Below are 24,215 nucleotides of genomic sequence, written 5' to 3'. Positions count from 1 at the left end.
ATTTTAATATACGAAGCGGGTTTAATATTAGCGATTTAGATCAGGCCGACAATAAGTGTAACTTTACGGTTTCTTTTTATTATACAAATGTCAGATAACAAATTACCAAGGATATTAATTACCGGCGCCACTGGCCAGGTTGGAAACAAAACAATAGAGTTTCTCAAAAATAATAACGAAGTTGAAGTGATTGCGGCAGTTCGCACACAGGAGAAAGCACGTCAGTTTAAACGAAAAGGAATAGATACGGTTCTCTTTGATTTTGATGACGAACTGACACATCCGGAAGCGCTGAAAAATGTTGACCGCGTTTTGATTGTGACGGGATACACCGTTGATATGCTCCGCCAAAGCAAGGTTTTTCTGGATAGCGCAAAAGTTGCAGGGGTGAAACATGTTGTCCATCTGGGTGCCTGTGGACCGGATAATACGACCGTCGCGCACTGGGTTTGGCATCAGCTGGTAGAAAAATATATCGAATCTGCCGGCTTTTCTTTTACACATTTGAGACCGGAAACTTTTATGCAAAATCTGCTAAGTTATGGTGGGAAAGAAGTGGTAAAACAAGGCGTTTTTAATCAATACGTTGAAAGCGCGACGAAAAGCTGGGTGGATGCAGAAGATGTGGCGCAGGTTGCGGCGCTGTCTTTATTACATCCTGATTTGCACGCCGGGAAAACATACCGTATGGGATACGATGCAAAATCATACGATGAAATTGCCGAAATATTAACCAGGCTTATTAAAAAACCATTTCAATATCAACCACAGTCACCCGAGGTTTTTCTGAAATCCATGCAGGATGCCGGAGCTGAAATGGCCTATATGCATTGTGTTTATGAACATTACAAGCGTTACGCCGCCGGAACAATTCCTGGTGCCGATGAGACCTTTGATAATTTTCCGCAGATTACAGGAAAAGATCCGGTGAACTGGGAAGCCTTCGTTAAGAAACACAAGGCTGAATTTGACTACTAGACTGACTTAAACTCAACAGTATATAAATCAGTCGATATGAAAAAGGGAAAGGAGCCAATTGATTTGACTTCTTTCCCTTTTTCATATGACTTTAAATTATTTCTGGTTCAATTCGATTAAATAACCATCCGGATCAGCAAAGTAAATCTGGGTGACACCATCAAACCTTACCTGCTTGTGGAATTTCAATTTTTTCTCCGTCAAAAACTTTTCCGCCTGATCAATAGAAGCCACAAATAATGCCATGTGGCCACCATCTTTATCTGCCACCACAGGTTCGGTACGTCCGGCCAGCAAATGGATCATTTGACCATTTCCAGCGTCAAACCAGCCACGGATAGCTTTTAAATTGTCAGGAACCGGAACCGGTTTCATGCCAATTATTTCTCTGTAAAAAGTCTTGCTGGCCTCAATGTCTTTCACATGAAGTGCCATATGGTTCCAGCCTGTATAGCCTAGCTTTGAAGTCATATCCTGAGCAGAAGAAGTAGCTGAATTGAATAACTGAGTCAGCAATAAAAGAAAAATTAAGCGTTTCATGAATGATAAAATTAATTTGGGATTCTTAAAATCAAAGGTAGGTTTAGGAATAGTATTATTGGTAATATTGCTGTATTAATTTTGATTAATTATAGTAAGACTACGTTTAAAGGCGGCGAATTCTTATATTCTTATACCACATTTCCTGTCCATGATGCTGAAACATAATGTGCCCTTCTGAATACTGGGCAAATCCAGGGACATCTTTATACTTACTGGCTTTAATCAGTGCATTCAATTCCGGACTGTCGATCGTATATTCCACAACTTTTCGTCCATTCAGCCAATGCGCTACATGTTTGTTTTTTACGATCAACCGAGAGCTGTTAAATGTTCCAACGGGTTTTAATACCTTGTTTTTCGGCGTGATCAGATCATACAAAGATCCGGCTGAACGCTTTGGTTCTTTGTCGTTAAACCCTATATCATCCAATAGCTGCATTTCAAAATTAGTCAGCCAGTTGGGACTGTTACCGTTTCCCGCTTCTTGTTTTGCATCTTCAATGACATTGTAAAACACGCCTCCATTGCCGCCAACAGATGTTTTCCAGTCAAACTGGAGTTCGAAATCCTTGTATTGCTCTTTGGTAACAATATCATTGTTTTTTACTCCGGGGATTGTTTTAAGCAGGCCATTTTCTATCGACCAGCATTCCAGCGGAAAATCTTTTCTTTGATAGCCACGCAGTTTTTCAACGGATTTTCCATCAAAAAGCACATCCCAGGGGCCTGTTTGCGAATTGTTTGTAAAAGACGATAATGTAAAGACCGAAATGAATAAGGTCAGAGCTGAGTTAAAAATACAACGCATGATAAAACGGTTTAGAGCAAAAACAAAACTATCGAGAACTATCTGTCTTCATGTAAGAGAAGTTAGCCAGTTTATTAAAAATCTTAGCAAGGTTACCGATTTCTGACTATAATTTGGGTAAATATGAATGTTTTTTTGGATGTTTAAAGATAGATTTGCGCTAATCTCCTTTATTCTGAACAAATTTCTGAAAGCAATGCAGCCCAAATTCCATAAAGTACTGACGCCTCCGTCCAACAGTATCAATGTTGTCAAAAACAGGCGCCATCATTTTCTAAATCCCTTTCATTATCACCCTGAAATGGAAATTTCATTGATTTTAAAAAGTTCGGGATTCAGGTTTGTAGGCGATTCTGTGGAATCTTTTGAGGCGGGTGATTTGATTTTTATTGGATCTGATATTCCGCATTGCTGGCGGAACGACCTGGCCAGTATTACCAATCCGGATCATGAAGCCGAAATTCTTACGGTTCATTTTCCAAAGGCTTTCATCGGCGATACCTTTTACAATCTGCCTGAAAGTTCTGCCATTGATATTTTTTTGAAAAAATCAAAACAGGGTATTAAAGTAATAGGAAAAACGCGGGTTGAAATAACTGAAATGCTTTTAGTTTTGGAAGAGCAGGATGGTATGAATAGAATTATTACGTTATTATCGATTCTGGATAGACTGTCAAAATGCCGGGAAATTCTGCCGCTGGCCAGTGCTGGTTTTGTTAACCGGTATTCTGAGGCTGAATCTGACCGGATCAATACGGTTTTTTTGCATGTGATCAATAATCTGTCTGGAAAGATCACTTTGCAGGAGGTAGCATCACTGACTAATTTAAGCGAAACCGCTTTTTGCAGATATTTTAAATCTAAAACAGGTAAACGTTTTTCTAATTTTTTAAATGAAGTAAGAATTGGATATGCCTGCAAAATCCTGATTAGTTCAAACCGGAGTATCACAGAAATTGCTTACGAGAGCGGATACAATAGTCTGGCCAATTTTCTGATTCAATTTAAAAGCATCATGAAATTAACACCGAGACAGTATCAGCTGCAATATAAAAACGCCAGCTTTGTATGATTGATTTTACCGATATTTCATATTTAAAGAATGGAAGTGAGAAACAGAAATTCACTTTTAATTTGTTGACCAACAACGGGATAATGAATGTCCTTACCGGTTTTGATCCAATTCTTGCCGGAACCATTCCATTGAATATCAACATTGAAGGGAGCGATCTGGATATCGTTTGTTATTGGAAAAACAAGGAAGATTTTGTTGCTGTTGTCATTAGTCATTTCGCTGAAAATCTGAATTTCAATATCAGGGAAACAATTATTCAGTATCAGGAAACCGTTATCGCAAATTTTTTTATTGATGGTTTTGAGATAGAAATTTTTGGACAGAATATTCCTTCAAAACAACAATATGCCTATCGCCATATGCTTGTCGAATACAAAATTTTGCAGGAAAGGGGAGAGGATTTTAGAATTGCGGTTATTGAATTAAAACGGCAAGGTCTTAAAACGGAACCTGCTTTTGCACAGTTGCTAGGCCTTTCGGGAAACCCTTACGAATCATTGTTAGCTTTCGAAGATAATTAAAAGCCGGTACCGGCTATTTATTTTCAGTACCGGCTTTTAGAGCATTATACAGATTTGTCAACTACCAGGCACTGGCAACATTGAGTTTTTCAATGGCCGTATCAGAAAGTTTTATAGTTGCCGCCACCGTTAATTGTTTCAATTGATCAAGTGTGGTTGCACTTGCAATGGGGGCTGTAACGGCCGGATGGGCGATGAGCCAGGCAAGAGAAATTGTCGCCGGATTGCTGCCATATTCAGCAGAAATCTCGTCAAGCGCAGCTAATATCTTAAAACCTCTTCCGTTAAGATATTTTTCAACCATACCAGATCGCTTGCTTCCTTTCAGGTCATCTTTTGAACGATATTTTCCTGAAAGAAACCCACTTGCCAGAGAGAAATAACTGATCACACTCAGATTGTTATCAACGGTGAAAGGAGCAATATTTTGCTCGAAATCCTGTCGGTCAAATAAATTAAATTCAGGCTGGAATGTTTGATAAACCGCCAGATTTTCCTGCTGACTCACTTTTATTGATTCTTCCAATCTTGGTATCGGAAAGTTAGAGGCGCCAATAATTCTTACTTTCCCTGATTTTACAAGTTCGTTATAAGCTTCCAGCGTTTCCTCAACTGCTGTTTCCGGGTCATCATAATGCGATTGGTACAAGTCAATATAATCGGTCTGCAATCTTTTTAAAGAACTTTCAACAGCTTCGAGAATATACTTTTTGCTCAGGCCTTTTTTTCCTGGCCCCATTTCGGAAGCTACTTTTGTGGCTAAAATAATGCTATCCCGCTTTCCACTTTTTTTGAACCACTTTCCAATGGCTGTTTCAGATTCTCCGCCCTGATTTCCCGGTACCCAGGCAGAATAGACATCAGCTGTATCAACGGCGTTGAAGCCTGCATCAACAAAAGCATCAAGTAATTCAAATGTCCGGTTGTCGTCTGTTGTCCAACCAAAAACATTCCCGCCAAAAACTAATGGCGCAATTTCGATATCGGAATTCCCTAATTTTCTTTTTTCCATTTTGGTTACATTTAATACTGAAAATAACTATTCAATCCTTATGCCATAAACTTTTCTGTTAACGGACTGATAACCATCCAAGCCGGTCTGTCAATTTGTGACTGATTCTAAATTGCAGTAGTTTTGAACTTACATGAGGTATTTTAAGGTTATTCAATCCTATACGGACCATCTTCAGGCATGTCTTATCAAATTTCAGCAGAATTGTTTTCATACAGCGTTTAGACAAAATGTTGTAAAAATATGCATATCAGTCACAAGCCCTATATTGTGAAATAAGACTTTGACTTTAATTATTTCACCAATCTTTGTTACCGACGAACAATGCCCGAAGCAGGTTGTGTTTTCCAAACCTTCGTCCGCTAAAAAGGCTATTAACTTGCACTGACAAAGCTGGTATTGATGTCGTCTAATCCGGACAAAAATATTTCACGACAAACCTAATATTATTATTGAATTACAATTTAGCTATGGCAAGATCAAAAGAATTTGACGAAGAACTGGTTCTGGACAAAGCGATGGATCTTTTTTGGTTTAAAGGATATAATGGAATTTCGGCGCAGGAGCTTGTAGATGGATTGAGCCTGAGCCGTTCGAGTTTATACGATACTTATGGTGATAAACGTACACTTTTTATAAGGGCATTACGCCGTTATCGGGACAAAGTTACCGGGCACATGATCTCTCTTTTAGATAATGCAGAGGATGTTCCGTCCGTTATCAAAGCTATTTTTCAGGCAACAGCCGTGGAGTGTCTCGGCGACAGTTCGCCTAAGGGATGTTTTATGGTCAATTCAAGAATTGAGCTTGCGCCACATGATGCCGAAATTGCTGAGATCGTTACCGAAAATCGTCAGGCAATTGAAGAGGGTTTTTACAAAGCGATAACAAGAGGGCAGGAGCTGGGGCAAATTTCCTGTGACCAACCGGCAAAAGCGTTAGCCGGATTTTTTGTCAATAACCTATGGGGCTTAAAAGCTTACAGTAAATCTGAGCCGGAAAGGGAGATTATTGAAGGAACGGTCAAAATTGTTTTGTCGGTTCTGGAAAATTGAATTGATCTGGAAATTCCGGCTTAATAAAAAAAAGAAGTCAACCTTTGAGAGCGGAAGGCTCAGGGTTGACTTCTTTTTTTGTTCGGATTTAATCATCAAAACCAGTTGATTTTGTCAGATTTTCCCATTTTTCATATTCACTGGTCAATACCTCCATTTTCTTAAATGCCCGTTCATAGGCATCTTTTCCTAATAAAAGATACAGCGGTGGATTTTCCTCGGCAACAATCTGAATCATGGCAGCGGCCGCTTTTTCAGGATCTCCGGCCTGATTTCCGTCCATGTTCAAATACCTGCTATGCGAATCTCTCACGGCCTGATATTCCTGAATTGGATTGCTGGTCATTACCAAAGAGTCCGGCGTAAGAAAACTGGTACGAAAAGCGCCGGGAGCTACAACAGTTACTTTTACTCCAAAGGATTTTACATCATCAGCCAACACTTCGGACAAGCCGATCACTGCATATTTCGCAGCTGCATAAACAGACCAGCCAGTTCCTGGGGCGATACCGGCTATGGAAGAGATGTTGATAATATGACCCGATTTTTGTTTTCTAAGATATGGCAGCGCTTTTCTGATCACATTGAGCGTTGCAAAAACGTTGACATCAAAACTTAAACGCGTCTCTTCGTCAGTCAGCTCCTCAATACTTCCACCGATACCGTAACCAGCATTGTTGATGACAACATCAATACTTCCAAACCGCGCGCTGGTTTCTTTAAGTGCGTCCGCAACACTTTCCTCATTGGTCAAATCAACAGAAAGTGGCAGGAAAGTTGCACCGGGCGAGTCAACGGACTTGGTCAACTCGTTTATGTTCCTTGTTGTTGCGGCAACATTTTGTCCCGCATTCAATAATTGTTTTACCAAACTGAGCCCCAAACCTTTTGAAGCTCCTGTTATAAACCAGGTTTTTTGAGAATCCATATTTTTGTTCTTTTTGTTGAAACAAAAGTAGTCTTACTCGTTTAAAATGCTGTTGCCTTATTCAAACGGATGATTACAAAATTCAAACAATCCTGGTTTAAACTGACTGGAAAAAATTGTATTGCAAGAGGGCCGGCGTATAGAATTAATTATTCCTTTTTGCCATTTTCAAAAAGCGGTTGATTAAAAATACGGAAGCCAGCGTAAGCCCGATAATCAGTCCAAGCCAGATACCCGGAGCACCCATTTTGAAGTGGAAAGCCAGAACGTAACCAGTAGGCAAACCGATAACCCAATAGGCAATAGCAATCAGTATTGTTGGCGCTTTTACATCTTTGATACCTCGTAACAAACCGGCACTGATGGCTTGTGTGCTATCAGATATCTGAAAAACAGCCGCAAATAAAAGCAGGTAAGCGGCCAGCTGCAAAACTTCCGCGTTGTCATTAAACGCTTTTGGAAGTTCAAAACGGAAAACTGCAAACGCTATGGCACAAAATGTTCCATAGATCAGCGCGGTGATCATGGTGCTTTTTCCAATCACAGCAATTTTTGCCCAGTTGGATGTCCCAAAGGCATTACTTACCCGGATAGATCCGGCCTGAGCCAGACCCATCGAAACCATAAAAGTAAAAGATGCACTGCTTAACGCAATCTGATGTGCAGCCTGTGCAACAGCTCCGATCGTCCCGATAATGATACCGGAAACCGCAAAAGCCCCAGCTTCCATACCTATTTGCAGACTGCTCGGGATACCGATATGAAGCAATTCTCCAAGTGTTTTACGCTGTAAAACCCACTGTTTTTTCCTTACAGCTATATACTTTCTGAATGTTTTATGTCTTAATATAGTAACACCCAATGCAAGGAAAATGATGCTCCTGGTGATAAGCGTAGCGTAACCCGCACCAACCAGTTCCAGTCGCGGGAAACCCCAGTTTCCATATATCAGCAGCCAGTTTAAGAGAATATTTATCGGCATACCAGCCAGGGACAAAAACATCGCCGTTTTTGTAAATTCCAGTCCGTCAGTGAATTGTTTAAGCGTCATAAATAGCAGCATAGGCACAATGGACAAGCCCATTAACTGCATAAACGGAAGCGCAAGAAGCACCACCTCGGGGTCCTGACCCAGGTGATAAAGGATATTTTTGCCAAAAACCAATGTTAGCGATATCAGGATTGCGGTTAGAGCGCAAAGGCAAAACCCATTGAATAAATAATGGGAAACCTGCTGCCCATCACGCCGTCCATGCGAAAGTGAAACCATTTGCGAAACAGATATCGTCATCCCGATCCCGATCACAAAAGGAATGTTCATGGTGTTAACAACCAGAGCTGCCGCAGCAAGTTGTTTATAACTGATGGCACCAACCATCGCCGTATCAATAAGGTGAAGAGCCATTTGGGCAAGTTCTCCTATAATAATTGGCAATGCCAGTTTTATTGTTTTTGTAGCTTCACTTTTCATAAAATTGCAACACTGTCTTAGAATGTTACAAAGTTATCAAAGTTTAAAAGAAGCGCGGCAGAGAATTAAAAAGTTATCTAAAAAGCTTCTGTAAACCATATACAGAAAATTCGGCTCCTGAAAGTTATGGAAAACAATTCGGGCGATTCTTGGTTTCAGGCAATTTCTTCTATTACTATTTCAGCAATGACATTGCTTTTATTTTTTACAGTTTCAGATAAAATAATGTTGCAGTACCTGTAATCTTTCCGAGACATTCCTATCCGTTGCAAAATAGTTGCTTGGGAACAAGATCTTCCACGCTGACTTAATTTACCAGTATTTGTTTCAATTGATATCATTATTGGGTACAAAAACGGACAGAATAGGAAACTTGGGACAATTTCACATCCTGCGACCTAAGCTTTTGATTTACAACAGATAGGAATATTGGCAATACGGAGAGATTCTGGTTCTGGTATAGTTATTTTATAAGCCGGATTACCTGACTATCAACTTTAAACTGAAAGCGTTATGATACAATTACTCAAATATTCGGATACTTTTGGACCGTATTTCTTTATGATCCTTGTCATTGCAATTACAACCTGTGCGATCTGGTTAATTGCGCAATTGAAAACGTCCGTATCTGGTAAGAATGATTGGTTTGTTAAACGCAATAATGAAGGTTTAAAGAAAGTAATGATGAATTAGGAAAATCGCTGAGGTAGGTTTGCAAAGTTGGGTTAGATCCGAAATTAAATAATTTATAGATGCAAAGCTGGTATATTCTTATACCAGCTTTTTTGTTTAAAACCCGGCATCATATAAAGGTTTCGTGAAGGAATTCATTACTGAATTGATTGGAATTTAAAGGTCTTGATTTAACCCCGGTTATAGATTTTTGTAAACCTCACTCTTGTTTGGGTTTTTTAGAAGTTATCAAACTCAATGAGGTACAAGTGGTTACATCATTGAGTTCGTACAAAAAAAACATCCCTAAGGTATGACCTATGGGATGTCCGATTTTACTCAACGTTATGAGAACCATTTAACTGGTTTTCAGTCACAAAGCTAACAAGAATTTGGAACATCACCAGTATTTTTATTGAATTATCTATTTCAATATTTGGGTTTTTTAAGTTGCAAATACTGTCGGAATAGGAAAATTTATATTTTTTAAACTGGTAATCGTTTTTTGAATTGTAAAATCTACTCTAATTTTACGTTTTATTTTTATTAAATTAAAAATATGAAAAATACCATATTACATATGCTAATAGTTTTTAAAGTACCAGAAGTACTGTTAATGTTATATTTTTTAAAAGATTTACACGCTTAGTCAAAGGTTAAATTCTTCTTATTGACTGCATTCATTCCCAATGAAATTTGAGTTTGCAGCGTAAAATTTTGATACTTTATTTTTTTTAAAATAATTAAAATTTTTTTGAAAAAAAGTAATTTTCGCTTCTCCTTAACAGCGGTAAATCGTCCGATAAAAATAACTTTGTAGATATTTTAGTTAATCTCTATACATCGTATTTAACTAATTACCAAGTAGATAGATAATTAGTTCTATTTAAAAATAGAACTAGTACTACAATCGTGCCAATTGTTATTATTTTAAAATTAATGCCTGGAGTTTTGAACGGCATCAATAAATTTTTGCAGGTCTGACAGTGAATAATTCTCCTTTTTCTGAGATTCAAATTTTCTGTGGATATCGAGCATTTTAGAATATTTGCTAAATGAACCGGTGCCATGAGATTCGAGCTCCTTGCCGCGATATTCCAGATACTCATCCATCCGGTCGACAAGGTATGACATCATGTAATAATGCATATTTCAATAATACACAGCTGTTGAATAATTCTTAAATATAGGGGTTTGGATTAAATACAATGATGATCCCTTAATAGAATGGTGTTGATATGAGTGGTATGATTCAGGTTCATAATTATAAACGAATCTTCCTGAAAATATGAACTGCAATTATTTGTACAACAATAGGCATGATAGAGACATTTTTTCAACCATGGTTTTAAGATAAGTTTGAGCAAAAATTTACTATAATTTGGGAATAGTGATAACGAATTTTTTCTATCAAAATACAGTATCAACGGTACTTTTAAAGATGGTACAAAAAGAAGGAACAACCTGGACCGTGCCCTTCTGAATTTGCTGACATATGTCCTGTATTTTTAATAAAATACCGATTCTTATGCAGATATTTGAGGGAAACTGGATGTTGACAAATTATGGTGATTGATCAATCAAATTCCTTAAATATGAATTATTCTTCTTTATTGGCTGAGGTAGAAAATTATATAAAATCGGCTGAAAATAGAAATACTTCCGATGAATTGTTATATCACAACAAAGACCATACACGCGAAGTTGTTACCCGCGCTACTGAAATTGCAAAACACTATAAACTGGATGATAAAGATTATTTCATAGTTATAACAGCGGCGTGGTTTCATGATAGTGGATATTATAGCGGTAAGGCTGAGGGTCATGAGGCCAGGGGAACTGATCTTGCCAAGGCATTTTTGCAAGAGAATCTGGTTCCGCAGGAAATTATTATGGCAGTAGGAGGTTGTATCAGCGCTACGATTATGCCTCAGTCGCCTGTAAATCTGTTAGAGAAAATTCTATGTGATGCGGATTTATACAACTTCGGAACTGATGATTTCCAGGAGATCAATAAACTTCTCAGAAAAGAAACAGCGTTGCTTTCGAGTAAGAAAATAGATAAAAGCGAATGGCGATTAAAGACGATTGCTTTACTCGAATCTCATCATTTTCAGACTGATTACTGCCAGCAGCTTTTAAATAGTAAAAAGCAGGAGAATCTTGACAAGCTAATAAAAAAAGCACGTAAAGAGGGTGAGCAGCTTCCGGTATCCAATGCGATTTCTGAAAAGAACAGCGAGCCTCAAAAAGTTAAAAGACAGAAACCGGAAGCCGATGATTTCCCTTCTAAAAAGCAAAAATCTGACCGGCCGGAGAAAGGAATCGAAACCATGTTCCGGATCACTTCGGGTAATCATCAGAGATTGAGTGATATGGCTGATAATAAAGCCAATATTATGATTTCAACCAACTCGATTATTATATCCGTTCTGCTGAGTATCTTGCTGAGGAAACTGGAAGATAATTCTCAACTTATTATACCGACAATCCTTTTGTTGACAGTTTGTGTGACCACGATGGTCTTCTCAATTTTATCAACAAGGCCTTCCGTTCCACCGGGTACTTTTACCGAAGAAGACATTGACCTGAAAAAAGTGAATCTTCTTTTCTTCGGGAATTTTTATAAAATGAGTTTTGCTGATTATGCTTCCGGAATGCAGGCGATGATGGACGACAGGGATTTTTTATACGGAAGTCTGACCAGAGATATTTACGCTCAGGGTGTTGTGCTTGGCAAAAAGTATCGTCATCTGCGGATTGCCTACAATGTGTTTATGTTTGGAATCGTCATTTCGGTCATCACGTTTGTGATTAGTTCTATATTTTTTGGATCCTGATAAATTTACTGATTATAAATGAGTGCTTATTTTTTTGCCGACAGGGATATCAGCTGGTTATCTTTTAATGAAAGAGTTTTGCAGGAAGCAGGAAAGGATTCCGTTCCGCTCAATGAACGTATTAAATTTTTGTCAATTTATTCGTCAAACCTGGATGAATTTTACCGCGTTCGTATGCCCGCGTTACTGGCGTTGAAAAAGATCGATAAGGAAAAATCAGGCTTGCCTGTTTACAGGCAAGCAGTAGAAATAATTAACAGACAGCAGAACGAATTCGGCAGAATTTTCAATGAATCTGTCTTGCCGGGTTTGAACCGATATTGCTTTAAGCTGATCTACAACGACCAGATTCCTGATAAGTTAAAAGAAGCAACCACGCATTATTTTTTCACCCAGATCGCGGGTTTTTTGCAACCCATTCTGATAAAGGGCAATACAGATTTTTTTCTGGAAAATAACCAGCTTTATCAGGCAGTCATTGTGCAGTATGAGTCTAATGACGAGCAGCTTTATCTTGTTAATATTCCAACCAACAATGTTTCCCGATTCTTTAAAATCACAAAGGAAGATGGGGATTATATCGTTTTTCTGGAAGACATTATCCGCCAGAATTTACAATATTTATTTCCTGGAGCCAGTATTTCCGGTTCTTATAATCTGAAAATCACACGTGATGCAGAGCTTGATCTGCGGGATGAGTATGGCGATCTGGCCAGGAAAATTGAAAAGCAGCTCAAAAAAAGAGAAATGGGTTTTGCCACCCGTTTCCTTTACGAGCCGGGGATGCCGCTCCGCCATTTACAGGATATGATCGAGATTTTTAATTTACAGAAAGCATCTGTGGTTGAAGGTGGAAAACATCATAATCTTAAAGATCTGGCTTCGCTGCCGGTTCATAATGCAACACTTGCTTATCCAGCCTGGCCTGCCATTGAAAGTATCAAAAATGTAGATATTCCCGGAACTCTGTTTGCTGCCATTGAAAAAGAAGACCGCATTGTTCATGCGCCTTATCAGTCTTACGATACCATTATCCGCTTTTTTAATGAGGCAGCGATTGATAATTCAGTAGAAAAAATTTATACAACCATGTACCGTGTTGCCAGTGATTCACGCATCGGATATGCGCTGATCAGTGCGGCGAAAAACGGTAAAAAAGTTTCAGTTCTGGTTGAGCTCAAAGCAAGATTTGATGAAGCAAACAATATCCGCTGGGCTCAGAAAATGAAAGCGGCCGGAGTTCGTATTATTTACAGCAGCAATATTCTGAAAGTACATGCCAAGATCGCTTTGGTAAAAAGGAAAAATCACCAGGTACCTTATCTGGGACTTTTAGCGACTGGAAACCTGAATGAAAGTACGGCACGTTTTTACACAGATCATATTTTGCTTACTGCGTTTCAGCCCATGCTGGCGGAAATGGAATCTCTTTTTAATTTTCTCAGGAAAAAGAAAAAGGGAAATCAGCAACCGTTATTATTTCAGCATTTACTTGTCGCACAATTTAATCTGCAAACACGTTTTCTGGAATTGATCGACCGGGAAATTGAAAATGCAAAGCGGGGTTTGGAAGCTGCAATTACGATTAAGATGAACAATCTTGAAGAAGAAGTTCTGATATCAAAATTATATGACGCTTCTAACGCCGGAGTGAAAATTAATTTAATTGTCAGAAGTATTTGTCGCCTGGTGCCAGGCATACCTGGCCAGAGTGAAAATATAACGATTAAAAGAATAGTAGACAGATATCTCGAACATGGCCGGATTTTTATTTTCCATAATGCCGGAAAGGAAGAGGTATACATGGGTTCGGCAGACTGGATGAACCGGAATATTTACCGGAGAATTGAAGTGTGTTTTCCAATTTATAACGAAGCTATTAAAAAGCAAATGGTTGAACTTCTGGCTTTGCAATGGAGCGATACAGTTCAGGCAGTTTTGATTGATAAAAATCTGGAAAATGTTCCTGTGAGAAATGAGAATGGATATGAAGTAAGATCACAGGAAGCAATCTATAAGTTGTTGGCAGGACAAATTTGATCCGTGCCAATATTAGTATTGAATTATTTATACTTTAAGCCAAACCGGTATCAGATTTTGACGGGTTTATTCTGTCAGGCTTTAACAAAATGTTAATTGTTACGGATAAAAACCGGGAACCAACAGAAGGTTATCCATTGAGCGGCAATAATTTCGACCAGCCGGAAGGAATTGTTTTGATAAATCAGGCAATTTGTACATTTCCAATGAGGATGACAAAATGCCGGAAGGAAATATTCTATAAATCAAGAGAGTGGCAAAATAATCAATCCGGGATTTGTGCTGGTTTCTTAATCAGTTTTCTGCTTGCAATTTATAAGTAATTAAGGAAATTTTTCAGGGTTACTCTTCGTGCTTAATACGATTTGATATGAAAATAAAATTACCTCTTCTGATCGGGATAGCAGGGCTTGTACTGGCCTCCTCCTGTGCCAGCTACAAAAAAAATCAGTATGCCGGGAATTCGGATGAATGGAAAAATAGCGGTCCGGATCAAAAAGCAAAACTGACGCATACCATGTATTTGGTAGGAAATGCGGGTAACGATTCTCCGGATAAAAAAGCTCCGGTACTTCAATATCTGAAAACGAAATTACCCACAGAATCCAAAAACAGTTCGATCTTGTTTTTAGGGGATAATATCTATGAAAAAGGAATGCCTCCCAGGGAAGATTCTGTTGAAAGAAAAGAGGCTGAATATCGAATAAATTCGGAATTACAAACGCTCGATGACTTTCAAGGCAGACCGATTTTCCTTCCTGGAAACCATGACTGGAAAGGCTGGGGGCTGAAAGGATTGAAAAGAGAGGAAAATTACATAGAAAATTATCTGAACAATCGTCGTGGTAAAACAGACAAGGATGATTTTGAAAATTACTTTCTTCCCGATGACGGATGCTCTGGTCCTGAGGTCGTTGAGTTAAATGATCAGCTTGTTGTCCTGGTTGTAGATTCTCAATGGTGGCTTACCGATTGGGATAAAGAGCCGACAATCAATGACGGTTGCGATGTTAAAAACCGGGAAACGTTCAAGTTCGTATTTGAGAATCTTGTTCGTAAGTACAAAAACAAAAATGTTGTTATCGCGCTGCATCATCCGCCTTATACGTATGGAGAGCATGGTGGAAATTTTACGGTCAGGCAACATATCTTTCCGCTGACGGATATTAATAAAAATCTGTATGTTCCTCTGCCAGTCATTGGAAGTCTGGCGGCATTGTTTCGGAGCAGCATTGGGGGGAAGCAGGATGTTTCCAATCAATACTATAAAAATTTAAAAGCAGGTATGATGGCTGGTGTCCGAAAAAACGGAAGTTTCATTTTTGCCAGCGGTCATGAAAATGCGATGGAGTTGATTGAAAATGAAAGACAGGAATTTATTGTCAGTGGAAGTGGCTCAAAAACAGGGCCAGTTCGTCTGGGAAAAGGTTCGAAGTTTGCTTCAACGGCTTTAGGATATAGCACGTTATCTTTTTATGAAGGTGGTGAAACCTGGGTTCAGTTTTGGCAAGTCAGTGATGATGGAAGCAAGTCTGAAATGGTTTTTCAAAAGAAAATAAAAGACAAGTTGCCCGTCCCAAAACAGGACATCCAGCCGGTTTATACCGAATATGAGCACCACAAGGATTCGCTTGATAAACCCATTTTTGCAAAAGAAGTTAAGAAGGTAAATCATGCTCACAATTTCTTTTTTGGAGCGCACAACCGCGCATTGTATCAGGAAAAATATCCTTTCCCGGTATTGGATCTGGCTACATACAAAGGAGGTCTTACCCCAGTAAAACAGGGTGGGGGAAACCAGACGAATTCACTACGCGTCAAGGATCCTACCGGAAAAGAATATGTGCTTCGCGGCATGACCAAGGACGTGAGCCGGTTGCTGCCTTTCCCTTTTAACCAGATGACGGCCGCCAAATATGTGGCGGAGGATAATTTCCTTTCCACCCATCCTTTTGCACCGCTGGCCATTCCGCCACTGGCTGATGCTATAAACGTATATCATACCAATCCTAAATTGTTTTATGTTCCAAATCAGCCTGCATTGGGCGTTTTTAATTCAATCTTTGGCGGGAGTATGAGTCTGTTTGAGGAACGGCCGGATGGTAAGAAATGGAAAAATGATGCATTCTTTGGTAATGCAGACAAGATAATCGGGACGCCGGATCTGATGGAAAATATCCTGAAAGACGGAAAGTATAAGGTCGATGAAGAATGGGCGCTCAGAACGCGGCTGCTGGATTTTCTTCTGGGTGACTGGGACCGTCATGATGATCAGTGGACCTGGTCTTCAACAAAAAAGGAAGATGGAACACAACTTTACAGACCCATTCCTCGTGACAGGGATCAGGCCTTTTCACGTTATGATGGTTTGTTTACCAACATGGCCAAGCTGACAACCATGCCGTTTTTGAGACAGCTGCAAACCTATCAGCCCGAAATAAAAAGCATGAAATGGACGAGCTGGAGTGCACGGCTTTTTGATAGAACTTTTTTGACTGAGCTAAGCTGGGAACAGTGGGAAAATCAGGTGAAATTTATTCAGGCCAATCTGACAGATCAGGTTATTGAAGGCGCTTTTGCAAGCTGGCCTGAAAAAGCAAGGCAATTGTCGGCCCCGTTTATAATCAAAAGTTTGAAAGCCAGAAGAGACAATCTGATGACGCTTGCCAAAGAACATTATGCTTTCATTGGAAAATCGGTAGATATCCTGGGAACGGAAAAACGCGAACGCTTTGACATTGAGCGAATTGACAATGAGCATACCCGTGTGACTGTTCACGAGATCAACAAAAAAGGAGAAGAGAAAGGCTTGCATTACGACAGGATCTTTGATAACAAGATCACCAGATCAATCAATATTTATGGAAATGGGAATGATGATCAGTTTGTTACCAAAGGTTCTTCTCATAAAGGAATCAAAGTCAGGCTCATTGGTGGAACCGGAAAGGATTCTTTCGCCGATAGTTCACAGGTTGAAAGCGGACTGAGGAAAACGGTTATTTATGATGACCTTTCGGATAATAATGTGATTGAAGGAGAAGAGACAAATGACAAAAGGACTGGTTTGTACCGTTACAATATTTATGACCGCCGCGGTACTGGCAGCGACTATAATATCAATATGCCAATCCCGATTGTCGGCTATAACCCGGATGACGGATTTTTGATCGGTGGAAATTTGACAATGATCCGTTACGGATTCAAAAAGGAGCCATATGCTTCCCTGCAACGTTTTGGCGGCAGTTTTTCTTTTGGTACAAAAGCGTTGAAATTGAATTATACCGGTGATTTTATCAATGCTTTTAAAATATTCGATTTCTATCTGGATGCTTTTTATCATGGTCCGGCGTATGCGTTCAACTATGCCGGTCTTGGAAACGAAAGCCAGCGTCCGGTAAGCGATCCGAACTTTTACCGGGTGCGTCAAAAAGCCATTCATATTTATCCTTCAATTAAAAAGCGTTTTGGAAACAATGGTTTTGTAACGCTCGGGCCAATACTTGATATCTCAAAAATTCAGCAAACAGCGGGGAGGTATATCACGGTTGCAGATGGTGATCTCAATAAAGATGATATTTTCAATACAAAATATTTTAGTGGCGGAAAGGCTACTTTTGATTTTAACAATGTTGATAATATATATTCTCCGCATTCAGGAATCCGCTTTCATACCGATTTGAGCTGGGTGAAGAATTTGAAAGAAAATAAAAATTTCACCGGGTTGCGGGCTCAACTGGCACTGTATAAAAGTCTGGATAAAAAGGAACGTTTTGTCGTTGCCTCTCAGGTTGGAACCGGCGTGAATTTTGGATCGGGTTATGAGTTTTTTCAATTACCAACATTAGGTGGAAATCAGGATGGGCAGGGATTGCGGGGATACCGGACCCAGCGTTTTTATGGAAAAAGCAGCCTTTGGCACAGTACCGATATGCGGGTGAAAATCAACAGCAGTTATAACAAAACGCTTCCTTTTACTTTCGGCGTTTTTGGCGGATTTGATTATGGTCGCGTTTGGCTTACAGAATATCCTTCTGAAAAGTGGCATTACGATTACGGCGGTGGTCTATGGTTTGCGCCGGTAGATATTGTGACAATTTCTGTGGGGGCATTTTTCCCGAAAGAGAAAAAAGAGGAATCTCCTCTGATTATGTTCCGGATGGGTTTCTGGTTTTAGTTCCTTAGGTTACACAGCGTTTCACTGAGGGGTACAGCGTTCTTTTTAGGAATATATTATTTGTATAAAAAAGATAACGGCTATCAGAAATTTCTGACAGCCATTATCTTTTTTATTTTTTTAATAAATCAGTATAACCAGTTATCCGGTAGTTTTTGATTCGTTGTTTTTTTAGAATTTCCATGTCCCCCAAATATTGAATTATATCTGGATATGAAGCAGTTCAAATATTGTTTTAGATCTTTTTTCATTTCCATCCGCCTCCTAACGAACGATATAGGTCTACATTGGCACTAAGCTGGGCACGTTTGATGGCTACCAGTTCCAGTTCACCTTGCAACACATTGCTTTGCGCGGTGATCACTTCCAGATAATTGGCCATGCCACTTTGGAATAATAAATTTGAGTTGGTTATAGCCTGTTCAAGTGTTCTGACACGCGTTGCGGCGATATCTTCCTGCTCTTTTAATTTTTCAATTTTTACCAAAGCATCAGAAACTTCACCAACTGCGTAAAGTACTGATTGTCTGAATTGTATAACGGTTCTTTCACGTTCCACTTTCGAAACTTCGTATTGAGTTTTCAGCAGATTTCTCTGGAAAAGCGGCTGGGTAATTCCTCCTGATGCAAGGCCAAATAATGAAGCCGGAATACTAAACCAGTTTGATGCTTTGAAAGAATTAATCCCACCACTCGCGGTAATGACCAGAGATGGATACATACTTGCCTTGGCTATACCCACATTCGCATTGGCAACATCCAGCGCGAGTTCAACACGTCTGATATCCGGGCGGCGAGTTAGCATGGCTGATGGTACACCGGCAGACAACGTTTTTGGAAAAGACACCTGATCCAGATTAATATCACGCTGCGTTCTGCCTGGCAATTCTCCAGCAAGAATGCTAAGTGCGTTTTCCTGTAAAATAATGCTCTGCTGCAATTGTGGGATCAGTTTTGCTGCCGTCAGGCGCTGTGCTTCGGCTTGTTGAATAGCAAGCGATGTTACTTGCCCTGACGTAAATTGAAATCCGAAAATTTTAATTGTACTGTCATTCAGCGCAAGGTTTTTCTGAGCAATGGCAAGTTGGGCGTCCAGCATCAACAGATTGTAAAATCCTTGTGAAACCGTTGCCACCAGATTTGTCTGAATCGCGTTTTTTGCTTCAATCGTTTGCAGATATTCAGCCAGTGCTCTTCCGTTCCTGTTGCGGATTTTGCCCCAGATATCAGCTTCCCAGGATAAACCTACGTTGGCAGTAAAATCCTCGATATGAGTAGTTCCTAAAAATGAACTCGCACTTAATCCATTCAAACTGTTGTCGGAAGGACGACTTGATCCAACGCCAATATTAAGATTAGCACTCGGTAAATAGGCAAACTTTGTTTGTTTGAAGAGCAATTGGGCACTTTCTATGTTTTTAAGCGCCACCTGCATATCATAGTTTTTTACGATCGCACTGTCCAGTAATCGTTGAAGCGATGCGTCGGTAAAAAAACTATCCAATGGCAAATCTGCAACACTATTTGTATCGGCCGTGGTGGCAGCATTCCTGAAATTTTCAGGTAATGCCGCGTTTGGCGTTTCGACGTTTTTCGAGATTTTACAAGCGCTTAACAGAGCCAGTAAAACAAAGAAATATAATTTATTAACGTAATTTTTCATGATTGTTTTTACTTTAAATTGCTTCTGCCAGTTCAGGAATTTCTTCATGTTTAACAGCTGCATGAGGTTCTCCGGTAATCAGTTCCTGCAAGTATTGGAAAATAATAAACAGCACCGGGATAATAAATACGCCAAGGATAACACCAGTGATCATACCTCCCGCGGCACCAATACTGATCGAGTGATTTCCCTGAGCCGATGGACCGGTTGCTGTCATCATCGGTATCAGTCCCACCACGAAAGCAAGCGACGTCATGATGATTGGACGAAGACGAAGTTTGGCTGCTTCAATGGCTGCGTGCAACAATTGTTTTCCGGCTTTTCTTCTTTGAACCGCATATTCTACAATCAAAATCGCGTTTTTGGCGAGCAGACCGATAAGCATGATCAGGGCAACCTGAACGTAAATATTGTTTTCAATTCCTGTTAAACCGATCGCTGCAAATACACCGAAAATCCCGGTTGGTATTGATAAAATAACGGCGAAAGGTAAAATGTAACTTTCATACTGGGCAGCCAGAAGGAAATATACGAAGAGCAGACAAAGCGCAAAAACCACAACCGATTGTCCACCGGACGAGATCTCTTCTTTTGTCATACCAGAGAATTCATATTTGAATCCGTTCGGCAGATTTTTAGAAGCAACTTCTTCTACCGCTCTGATCGCATCTCCTGAACTGAAACCAGGTTTTGCAATCGCATTAATACCTATCGAATTGAAAAGATTATAACGTGAAGCCGTTTCCGGGCCGTAAACTCTTTTCATTTTGACCAAAGTATTGATCGGCACCATATTGCCCAGGCGGTTTTTGACAAGAACCCCATCCATAGAAGTCGGATCTGTCCGATCCGCTTTTTCAGCCTGAACCATCACGCGGTAGTATTTTCCAAAACGGTTGAAATCAGATGCCTGTGAGCTACCAAAATAAGCCTGCATGGTTTGCAAAATGTCTTTTACATTGACACTCAATTGTTCCGCTTTCACTTCGTCAACTTCCATTTCCAGCTGAGGATAATCGGCACGGAAAGCTGTGAAGGCTACGGCGATTTCAGGACGTTTCATGAGTTCCCCTATGAAATTATTGGCAACGCCGCTGAATTTGTCAAGTTTTCCACCATTTCTGTCCTGTAATACAAAGTCAAGTCCATCCACATTACTAAATCCCGGAACGGTAGGGAAGGTGAAGACGAAGAAATTCGCTCCTTTAATTGAACCCAGCTTTCCACGAATTTCATTCATGATCGCGTTGATATCTTTTACTTCACCTCTTTCTTTCGAAGGTTTCAAAAGTACAAATGCAACGGCAGACGATGGGCTGGATGATTGCGTCAGGATATTAAATCCTGAAAGTCCCATTAACGTTTTCTTAGAATCCATTGAACCTAGAATCTGTTCGGCGCGGTGAATTACTTCTGTCGTTCTATCAAGTGACGCACCAACCGGCATAGATAGTGAAATGGCTATAAATCCTTGATCCTCAGAAGGTATAAAACCTGTTTTTGTAGTTTTGACCATATATCCGGTGGCAATCACAACGAGCGCAAGTGCACCCATGCTCAGCCATCTGTAATGGATCAAAAATCTCAGGCTGTTTACATATTTGTTTGTCAGTTTGTCAAAACCGATGTTAAAGCCGATGAAGAATTTTTCTTTGAAACTTCTCTTGACATGTGCTCCCGTTTCAGGATGATGTTCTTTCAGGAATATCGCACATAGTGCAGGGCTCAATGTCAAAGCGTTAACCGCAGAAATTACAATCGCAATGGCCAGTGTAAAGGCAAACTGTCTGTAAAATACGCCCGTTGAACCTTCGAGGAAACCAACCGGTAAAAACACAGCGGACATGATCAAAGTAATCGAAATGATCGCACCGGTAATTTCACTCATGGCAGAACTGGTGGCGGCTTTGGGTGATAATCCTTTCTTTTCCATTTTTAAATGCACGGCCTCGACGACGACAATGGCATCATCGACGACAATACCGATGGCAAGTACAAGTGCGAAAAGCGTCAGAAGGTTAATCGAAAACCCGAAAAGCGACATAAAAAAGAATGTTCCCAAAATCGCAACCGGTACTGCTATCGCTGGAATCAAAGTTGAACGGAAATCCTGAAGGAAAATGTATACAACAATGAAAACCAGTATAAAGGCTTCAATCAAAGTGTGTTTAACCTGCTCAATCGACTGATCCAGTGAATCTTTTGTGTTATAAAGAATCAAATGTTTCATGCCTTTCGGGAAATCTTTGGAAGCTTTTTCCATCAATTCCTGAATTGCGATCTGGATCTCGTTGGCATTGGAACCGGCAAGCTGCATGGTGGCAATGTTCACGCCTTGTTTTCCATTCACGCGGGTGAAATTCCCGTAAGTATACGAGCCAAATTCAATTCTGGCCACATCTTTCAGTCTCAAAATCGAGCCGTCGGCGTTTGAGCGGATGATAATATTTTCGTATTCCTCCGGTTTGTTAAGTTTCCCTTTATATTTGATTACATACTCAAAAGACTCCGTACTGTTTTCACCAAATTTACCCGGCGCAGCTTCAAGGTTTTTGTCTTTGATCGCAGCCATTACTTCATTTGGCGTCAGATTGTAGGTAGCAAGTTGGCTCGGATTCAACCACACACGCATCGAATAATCTTTATTTCCACCAAAAATAATCGATTGACCAACACCTTTAATCCGTTTGATTTCAGGAATAATATTGATCTGCGCATAGTTGGCCAAAAATGTCTGGTCATAAGTTGCTTCATCTTCTGAATAAAGATCAACAACCATCAAAAGGCTGTTTTGCTGTTTGGCAGTCGTTACACCCGCCTGGATCACTTCGGCTGGTAACTGGCTGGTCGCCTGTGAAACCCGGTTCTGAACGTTCACCGCTGCCTGATCCGGATTGGTGCCCAGTTTGAAATAAACCGTGATCACCAAAGATCCGTCATTACTGGCCGTTGAGCTCATGTAACTCATGTTTTCAACCCCGTTTATGGATTCTTCAAGCGATGGCGCAACGGAGCGCAGAACAGTTTCTGCATTGGCACCAGGGTAATTTGCTATTACCTGAACGGCTGGCGGAGCAATATCCGGAAACTGCTGCAAAGGTAAGTTTGTAAGTCCAAGCACGCCGAGTATGACCAGCAATATGGAAATTACGGTGGCTAAGACGGGTCTGTCTATGAATTTCTTAAACATGATATTGACTTTAAGTTTTTAATTTGAGGCAAGAGCCGGTTTTGCTTTTTCAGGCGTGATGACGGTGCCGTCCTGTAAGATGTCAAGGCCGGAGAATACAATCCTGTCGCCTGCTTTAACGCCATCTTTTACCAGATAATTTTTACCGCTTTTACCAACAATGGTGATCGGCATTTTCTTCACTTTGTTGTCTGACGATACAGTATATACGAAGACTTTATCCTGCATTTCAATTGTTGCAGATTGCGGTACCAGTATTGCAGAATCGTGTTGCAGACTCAATCTTACTTTACCCGTATTTCCTGAGCGCAGCAGGCCCTGTGCATTTTTGAAAGTAGCACGCATCGTGATCGCTCCTGTATTTTTGTCAAACTGACCGTCGATCATATCGATTTTTCCCTGTGTTGGATAAACCGTCTGGTCAGCCAAAAGAAGTGAAATAGGATCCAGTTTTTTCAGTTTATCATTCAGAGTCGCACCGCCATATTGTTTTTTGAAATTGATGAAATCATCCTCTCCCAGCGCAAAGTAAACGTGAACTTCCTGAATATCTGAAAGTTGTGTCAGTGCCTCCGGGTCAGTAGGTGAAACAAGGCTACCTTTTTTCTTAGGAAACCTTCCTACAAAACCGTTAACCGGTGCTTTTACTGTTGCATAACCCAGGTTGATCTGAGCCGTTCCTACCATTGCTCTGGCCTGTTCAATATTGGCAAGTGCCACGGCATTGGCAGCTTTCGCTGATTTAAGCTGATAATCTGAAATAACTTTATTCGCCACCAGCGGTGTGAATTTGTCAATTTCAAGCTGTGTGTTGATCAACGTTGCATTGGCAGCACTCAAACTGGCTTTGGCATTATTCAGCTGCTCACGGAAGGGCTGGTCGTTAATTTTAAAAAGTGGCTGTCCGGCTTTAACATAAGCGCCTTCATCAACAAACACCTTATCAAGATAACCGGCAACCTGCGGGCGGATTTCAACATTAACCGTGCCTTCAACTGAGGCTGGATATTCCTGGTATGTTGTGGCAAGTCCTGATGTTATTTCGACAACTGGTATTGTTGGTGGGGGAGGTGTTGTCGGAGCCTCCTGTTTTGGTGCACATCCGTAAAGGAAAATAGCAAGTGCTATGAGAAGATTTTTCATGATTGTGGTATTAATATTAATTAAAAAATTGACTTTTCTGAAATGAAGATTGACGGCTTTTTGTAGGTTCTGACTAATAATGTTTATTTTGGAATGATCGTT

At 40.1% G+C, this 24,215-nt stretch carries 18 protein-coding genes; 9 read left to right on the top strand and 9 right to left on the bottom strand.

The annotated features are described in order from the left end of the window. Positions 1 to 87 precede the first annotated feature (87 nt). Complete coding sequence (locus LXL81_RS09415; RefSeq protein WP_234646523.1) at positions 88 to 978, top strand: SDR family oxidoreductase; 891 nt, start codon at positions 88 to 90, stop codon at positions 976 to 978. A 96-nt stretch (positions 979 to 1,074) separates the two neighbouring features. On the opposite strand, the gene LXL81_RS09410 is transcribed toward LXL81_RS09415, so the two are convergent. Beyond that, a complete protein-coding gene (locus tag LXL81_RS09410) occupies positions 1,075 to 1,518 on the bottom strand; it encodes a VOC family protein (RefSeq protein ID WP_234646521.1) in 444 nt (147 codons plus the stop codon). 106 nt (positions 1,519 to 1,624) lie between these two features. Next, positions 1,625 to 2,329, bottom strand: coding sequence for a DUF1080 domain-containing protein (locus LXL81_RS09405; protein WP_234646519.1), 705 nt, complete (start codon positions 2,327 to 2,329; stop codon positions 1,625 to 1,627). A gap of 139 nt (positions 2,330 to 2,468) precedes the next feature. Between LXL81_RS09405 and LXL81_RS09400 the strand changes: the two genes are divergently transcribed. Together LXL81_RS09400 and LXL81_RS09395 are read left to right on the top strand one after the other, a co-directional pair. Continuing rightward, complete coding sequence (locus LXL81_RS09400; protein WP_234646518.1) at positions 2,469 to 3,401, top strand: AraC family transcriptional regulator; 933 nt, start codon at positions 2,469 to 2,471, stop codon at positions 3,399 to 3,401. Then, positions 3,398 to 3,925, top strand: a complete 528-nt coding sequence (locus tag LXL81_RS09395) for a DUF4269 domain-containing protein (RefSeq protein WP_234646517.1) — start codon at positions 3,398 to 3,400, stop codon at positions 3,923 to 3,925. Before LXL81_RS09400 ends, LXL81_RS09395 begins: the two co-directional genes overlap by 4 nt. Before the next feature lie 61 nt (positions 3,926 to 3,986). Here the strand turns inward: LXL81_RS09395 and LXL81_RS09390 are convergent, their stop codons facing one another. After that, positions 3,987 to 4,937, bottom strand: coding sequence for an aldo/keto reductase (locus LXL81_RS09390; RefSeq protein WP_234646515.1), 951 nt, complete (start codon positions 4,935 to 4,937; stop codon positions 3,987 to 3,989). Between the two features lie 470 nt (positions 4,938 to 5,407). Between LXL81_RS09390 and LXL81_RS09385 the strand changes: the two genes are divergently transcribed. Further along, positions 5,408 to 5,992, top strand: coding sequence for a TetR/AcrR family transcriptional regulator (locus tag LXL81_RS09385; RefSeq protein ID WP_234646513.1), 585 nt, complete (start codon positions 5,408 to 5,410; stop codon positions 5,990 to 5,992). Positions 5,993 to 6,080: 88 nt separating this feature from the next. On the opposite strand, the gene LXL81_RS09380 is transcribed toward LXL81_RS09385, so the two are convergent. Next, entirely contained in the window at positions 6,081 to 6,920 is an 840-nt protein-coding gene (locus LXL81_RS09380) for an oxidoreductase (protein WP_234646511.1), read from the bottom strand. A gap of 145 nt (positions 6,921 to 7,065) precedes the next feature. Continuing rightward, complete coding sequence (locus tag LXL81_RS09375; protein ID WP_234646510.1) at positions 7,066 to 8,391, bottom strand: MATE family efflux transporter; 1,326 nt, start codon at positions 8,389 to 8,391, stop codon at positions 7,066 to 7,068. A gap of 513 nt (positions 8,392 to 8,904) precedes the next feature. Here LXL81_RS09375 and LXL81_RS09370 point away from each other — a divergent pair. Then, positions 8,905 to 9,084 (top strand): hypothetical protein, encoded by a 180-nt coding sequence (locus LXL81_RS09370; RefSeq protein WP_234646509.1) that lies wholly within the window; start codon positions 8,905 to 8,907, stop codon positions 9,082 to 9,084. 915 nt (positions 9,085 to 9,999) lie between these two features. Here LXL81_RS09370 and LXL81_RS09365 read toward each other — a convergent pair. After that, positions 10,000 to 10,200 (bottom strand): hypothetical protein, encoded by a 201-nt coding sequence (locus tag LXL81_RS09365; RefSeq protein ID WP_234646507.1) that lies wholly within the window; start codon positions 10,198 to 10,200, stop codon positions 10,000 to 10,002. A gap of 458 nt (positions 10,201 to 10,658) precedes the next feature. On the opposite strand from LXL81_RS09365, the gene LXL81_RS09360 reads away from it, so the two are divergent. The 4 genes from LXL81_RS09360 (at position 10,659) to LXL81_RS09345 (ending at position 18,117) form a co-directional block, all read left to right on the top strand. Next, positions 10,659 to 11,903 (top strand): Pycsar system effector family protein, encoded by a 1,245-nt coding sequence (locus LXL81_RS09360; RefSeq protein ID WP_234646505.1) that lies wholly within the window; start codon positions 10,659 to 10,661, stop codon positions 11,901 to 11,903. 18 nt (positions 11,904 to 11,921) lie between these two features. Further along, complete coding sequence (gene ppk1 / locus LXL81_RS09355; protein WP_234646503.1) at positions 11,922 to 13,943, top strand: polyphosphate kinase 1; 2,022 nt, start codon at positions 11,922 to 11,924, stop codon at positions 13,941 to 13,943. Positions 13,944 to 14,032: 89 nt separating this feature from the next. Beyond that, positions 14,033 to 14,266 carry a hypothetical protein gene (locus LXL81_RS09350; protein ID WP_234646501.1) on the top strand — a complete coding sequence of 78 codons (234 nt, stop codon included), beginning with the start codon at positions 14,033 to 14,035 and terminating at the stop codon, positions 14,264 to 14,266. Positions 14,267 to 14,313: 47 nt separating this feature from the next. Next, a complete protein-coding gene (locus tag LXL81_RS09345; protein WP_234646499.1) occupies positions 14,314 to 18,117 on the top strand; it encodes a metallophosphoesterase in 3,804 nt (1,267 codons plus the stop codon). A gap of 247 nt (positions 18,118 to 18,364) precedes the next feature. Here the strand turns inward: LXL81_RS09345 and LXL81_RS09340 are convergent, their stop codons facing one another. From LXL81_RS09340 to LXL81_RS09330, 3 genes are read right to left on the bottom strand one after another with little or no spacing between them, the layout of a single operon-like run. Beyond that, positions 18,365 to 19,828, bottom strand: coding sequence for a TolC family protein (locus LXL81_RS09340; protein WP_234646497.1), 1,464 nt, complete (start codon positions 19,826 to 19,828; stop codon positions 18,365 to 18,367). Then, positions 19,794 to 22,970 (bottom strand): efflux RND transporter permease subunit, encoded by a 3,177-nt coding sequence (locus tag LXL81_RS09335; protein WP_234646495.1) that lies wholly within the window; start codon positions 22,968 to 22,970, stop codon positions 19,794 to 19,796. The genes LXL81_RS09340 and LXL81_RS09335 overlap by 35 nt, the downstream gene beginning before the upstream one ends. 18 nt (positions 22,971 to 22,988) lie before the next feature. Beyond that, complete coding sequence (locus LXL81_RS09330; protein WP_234646493.1) at positions 22,989 to 24,113, bottom strand: efflux RND transporter periplasmic adaptor subunit; 1,125 nt, start codon at positions 24,111 to 24,113, stop codon at positions 22,989 to 22,991. Positions 24,114 to 24,215: the final 102 nt, after the last annotated feature.

The sequence above is a fragment of the Dyadobacter sp. CY356 genome (assembly GCF_021440195.1).
Classification (GTDB): Bacteria; Bacteroidota; Bacteroidia; order Cytophagales; family Spirosomataceae; genus Dyadobacter.
Note: the sequence above shows the minus strand (reverse complement) of the source record. Positions and strands in the feature narration are given on the sequence as shown.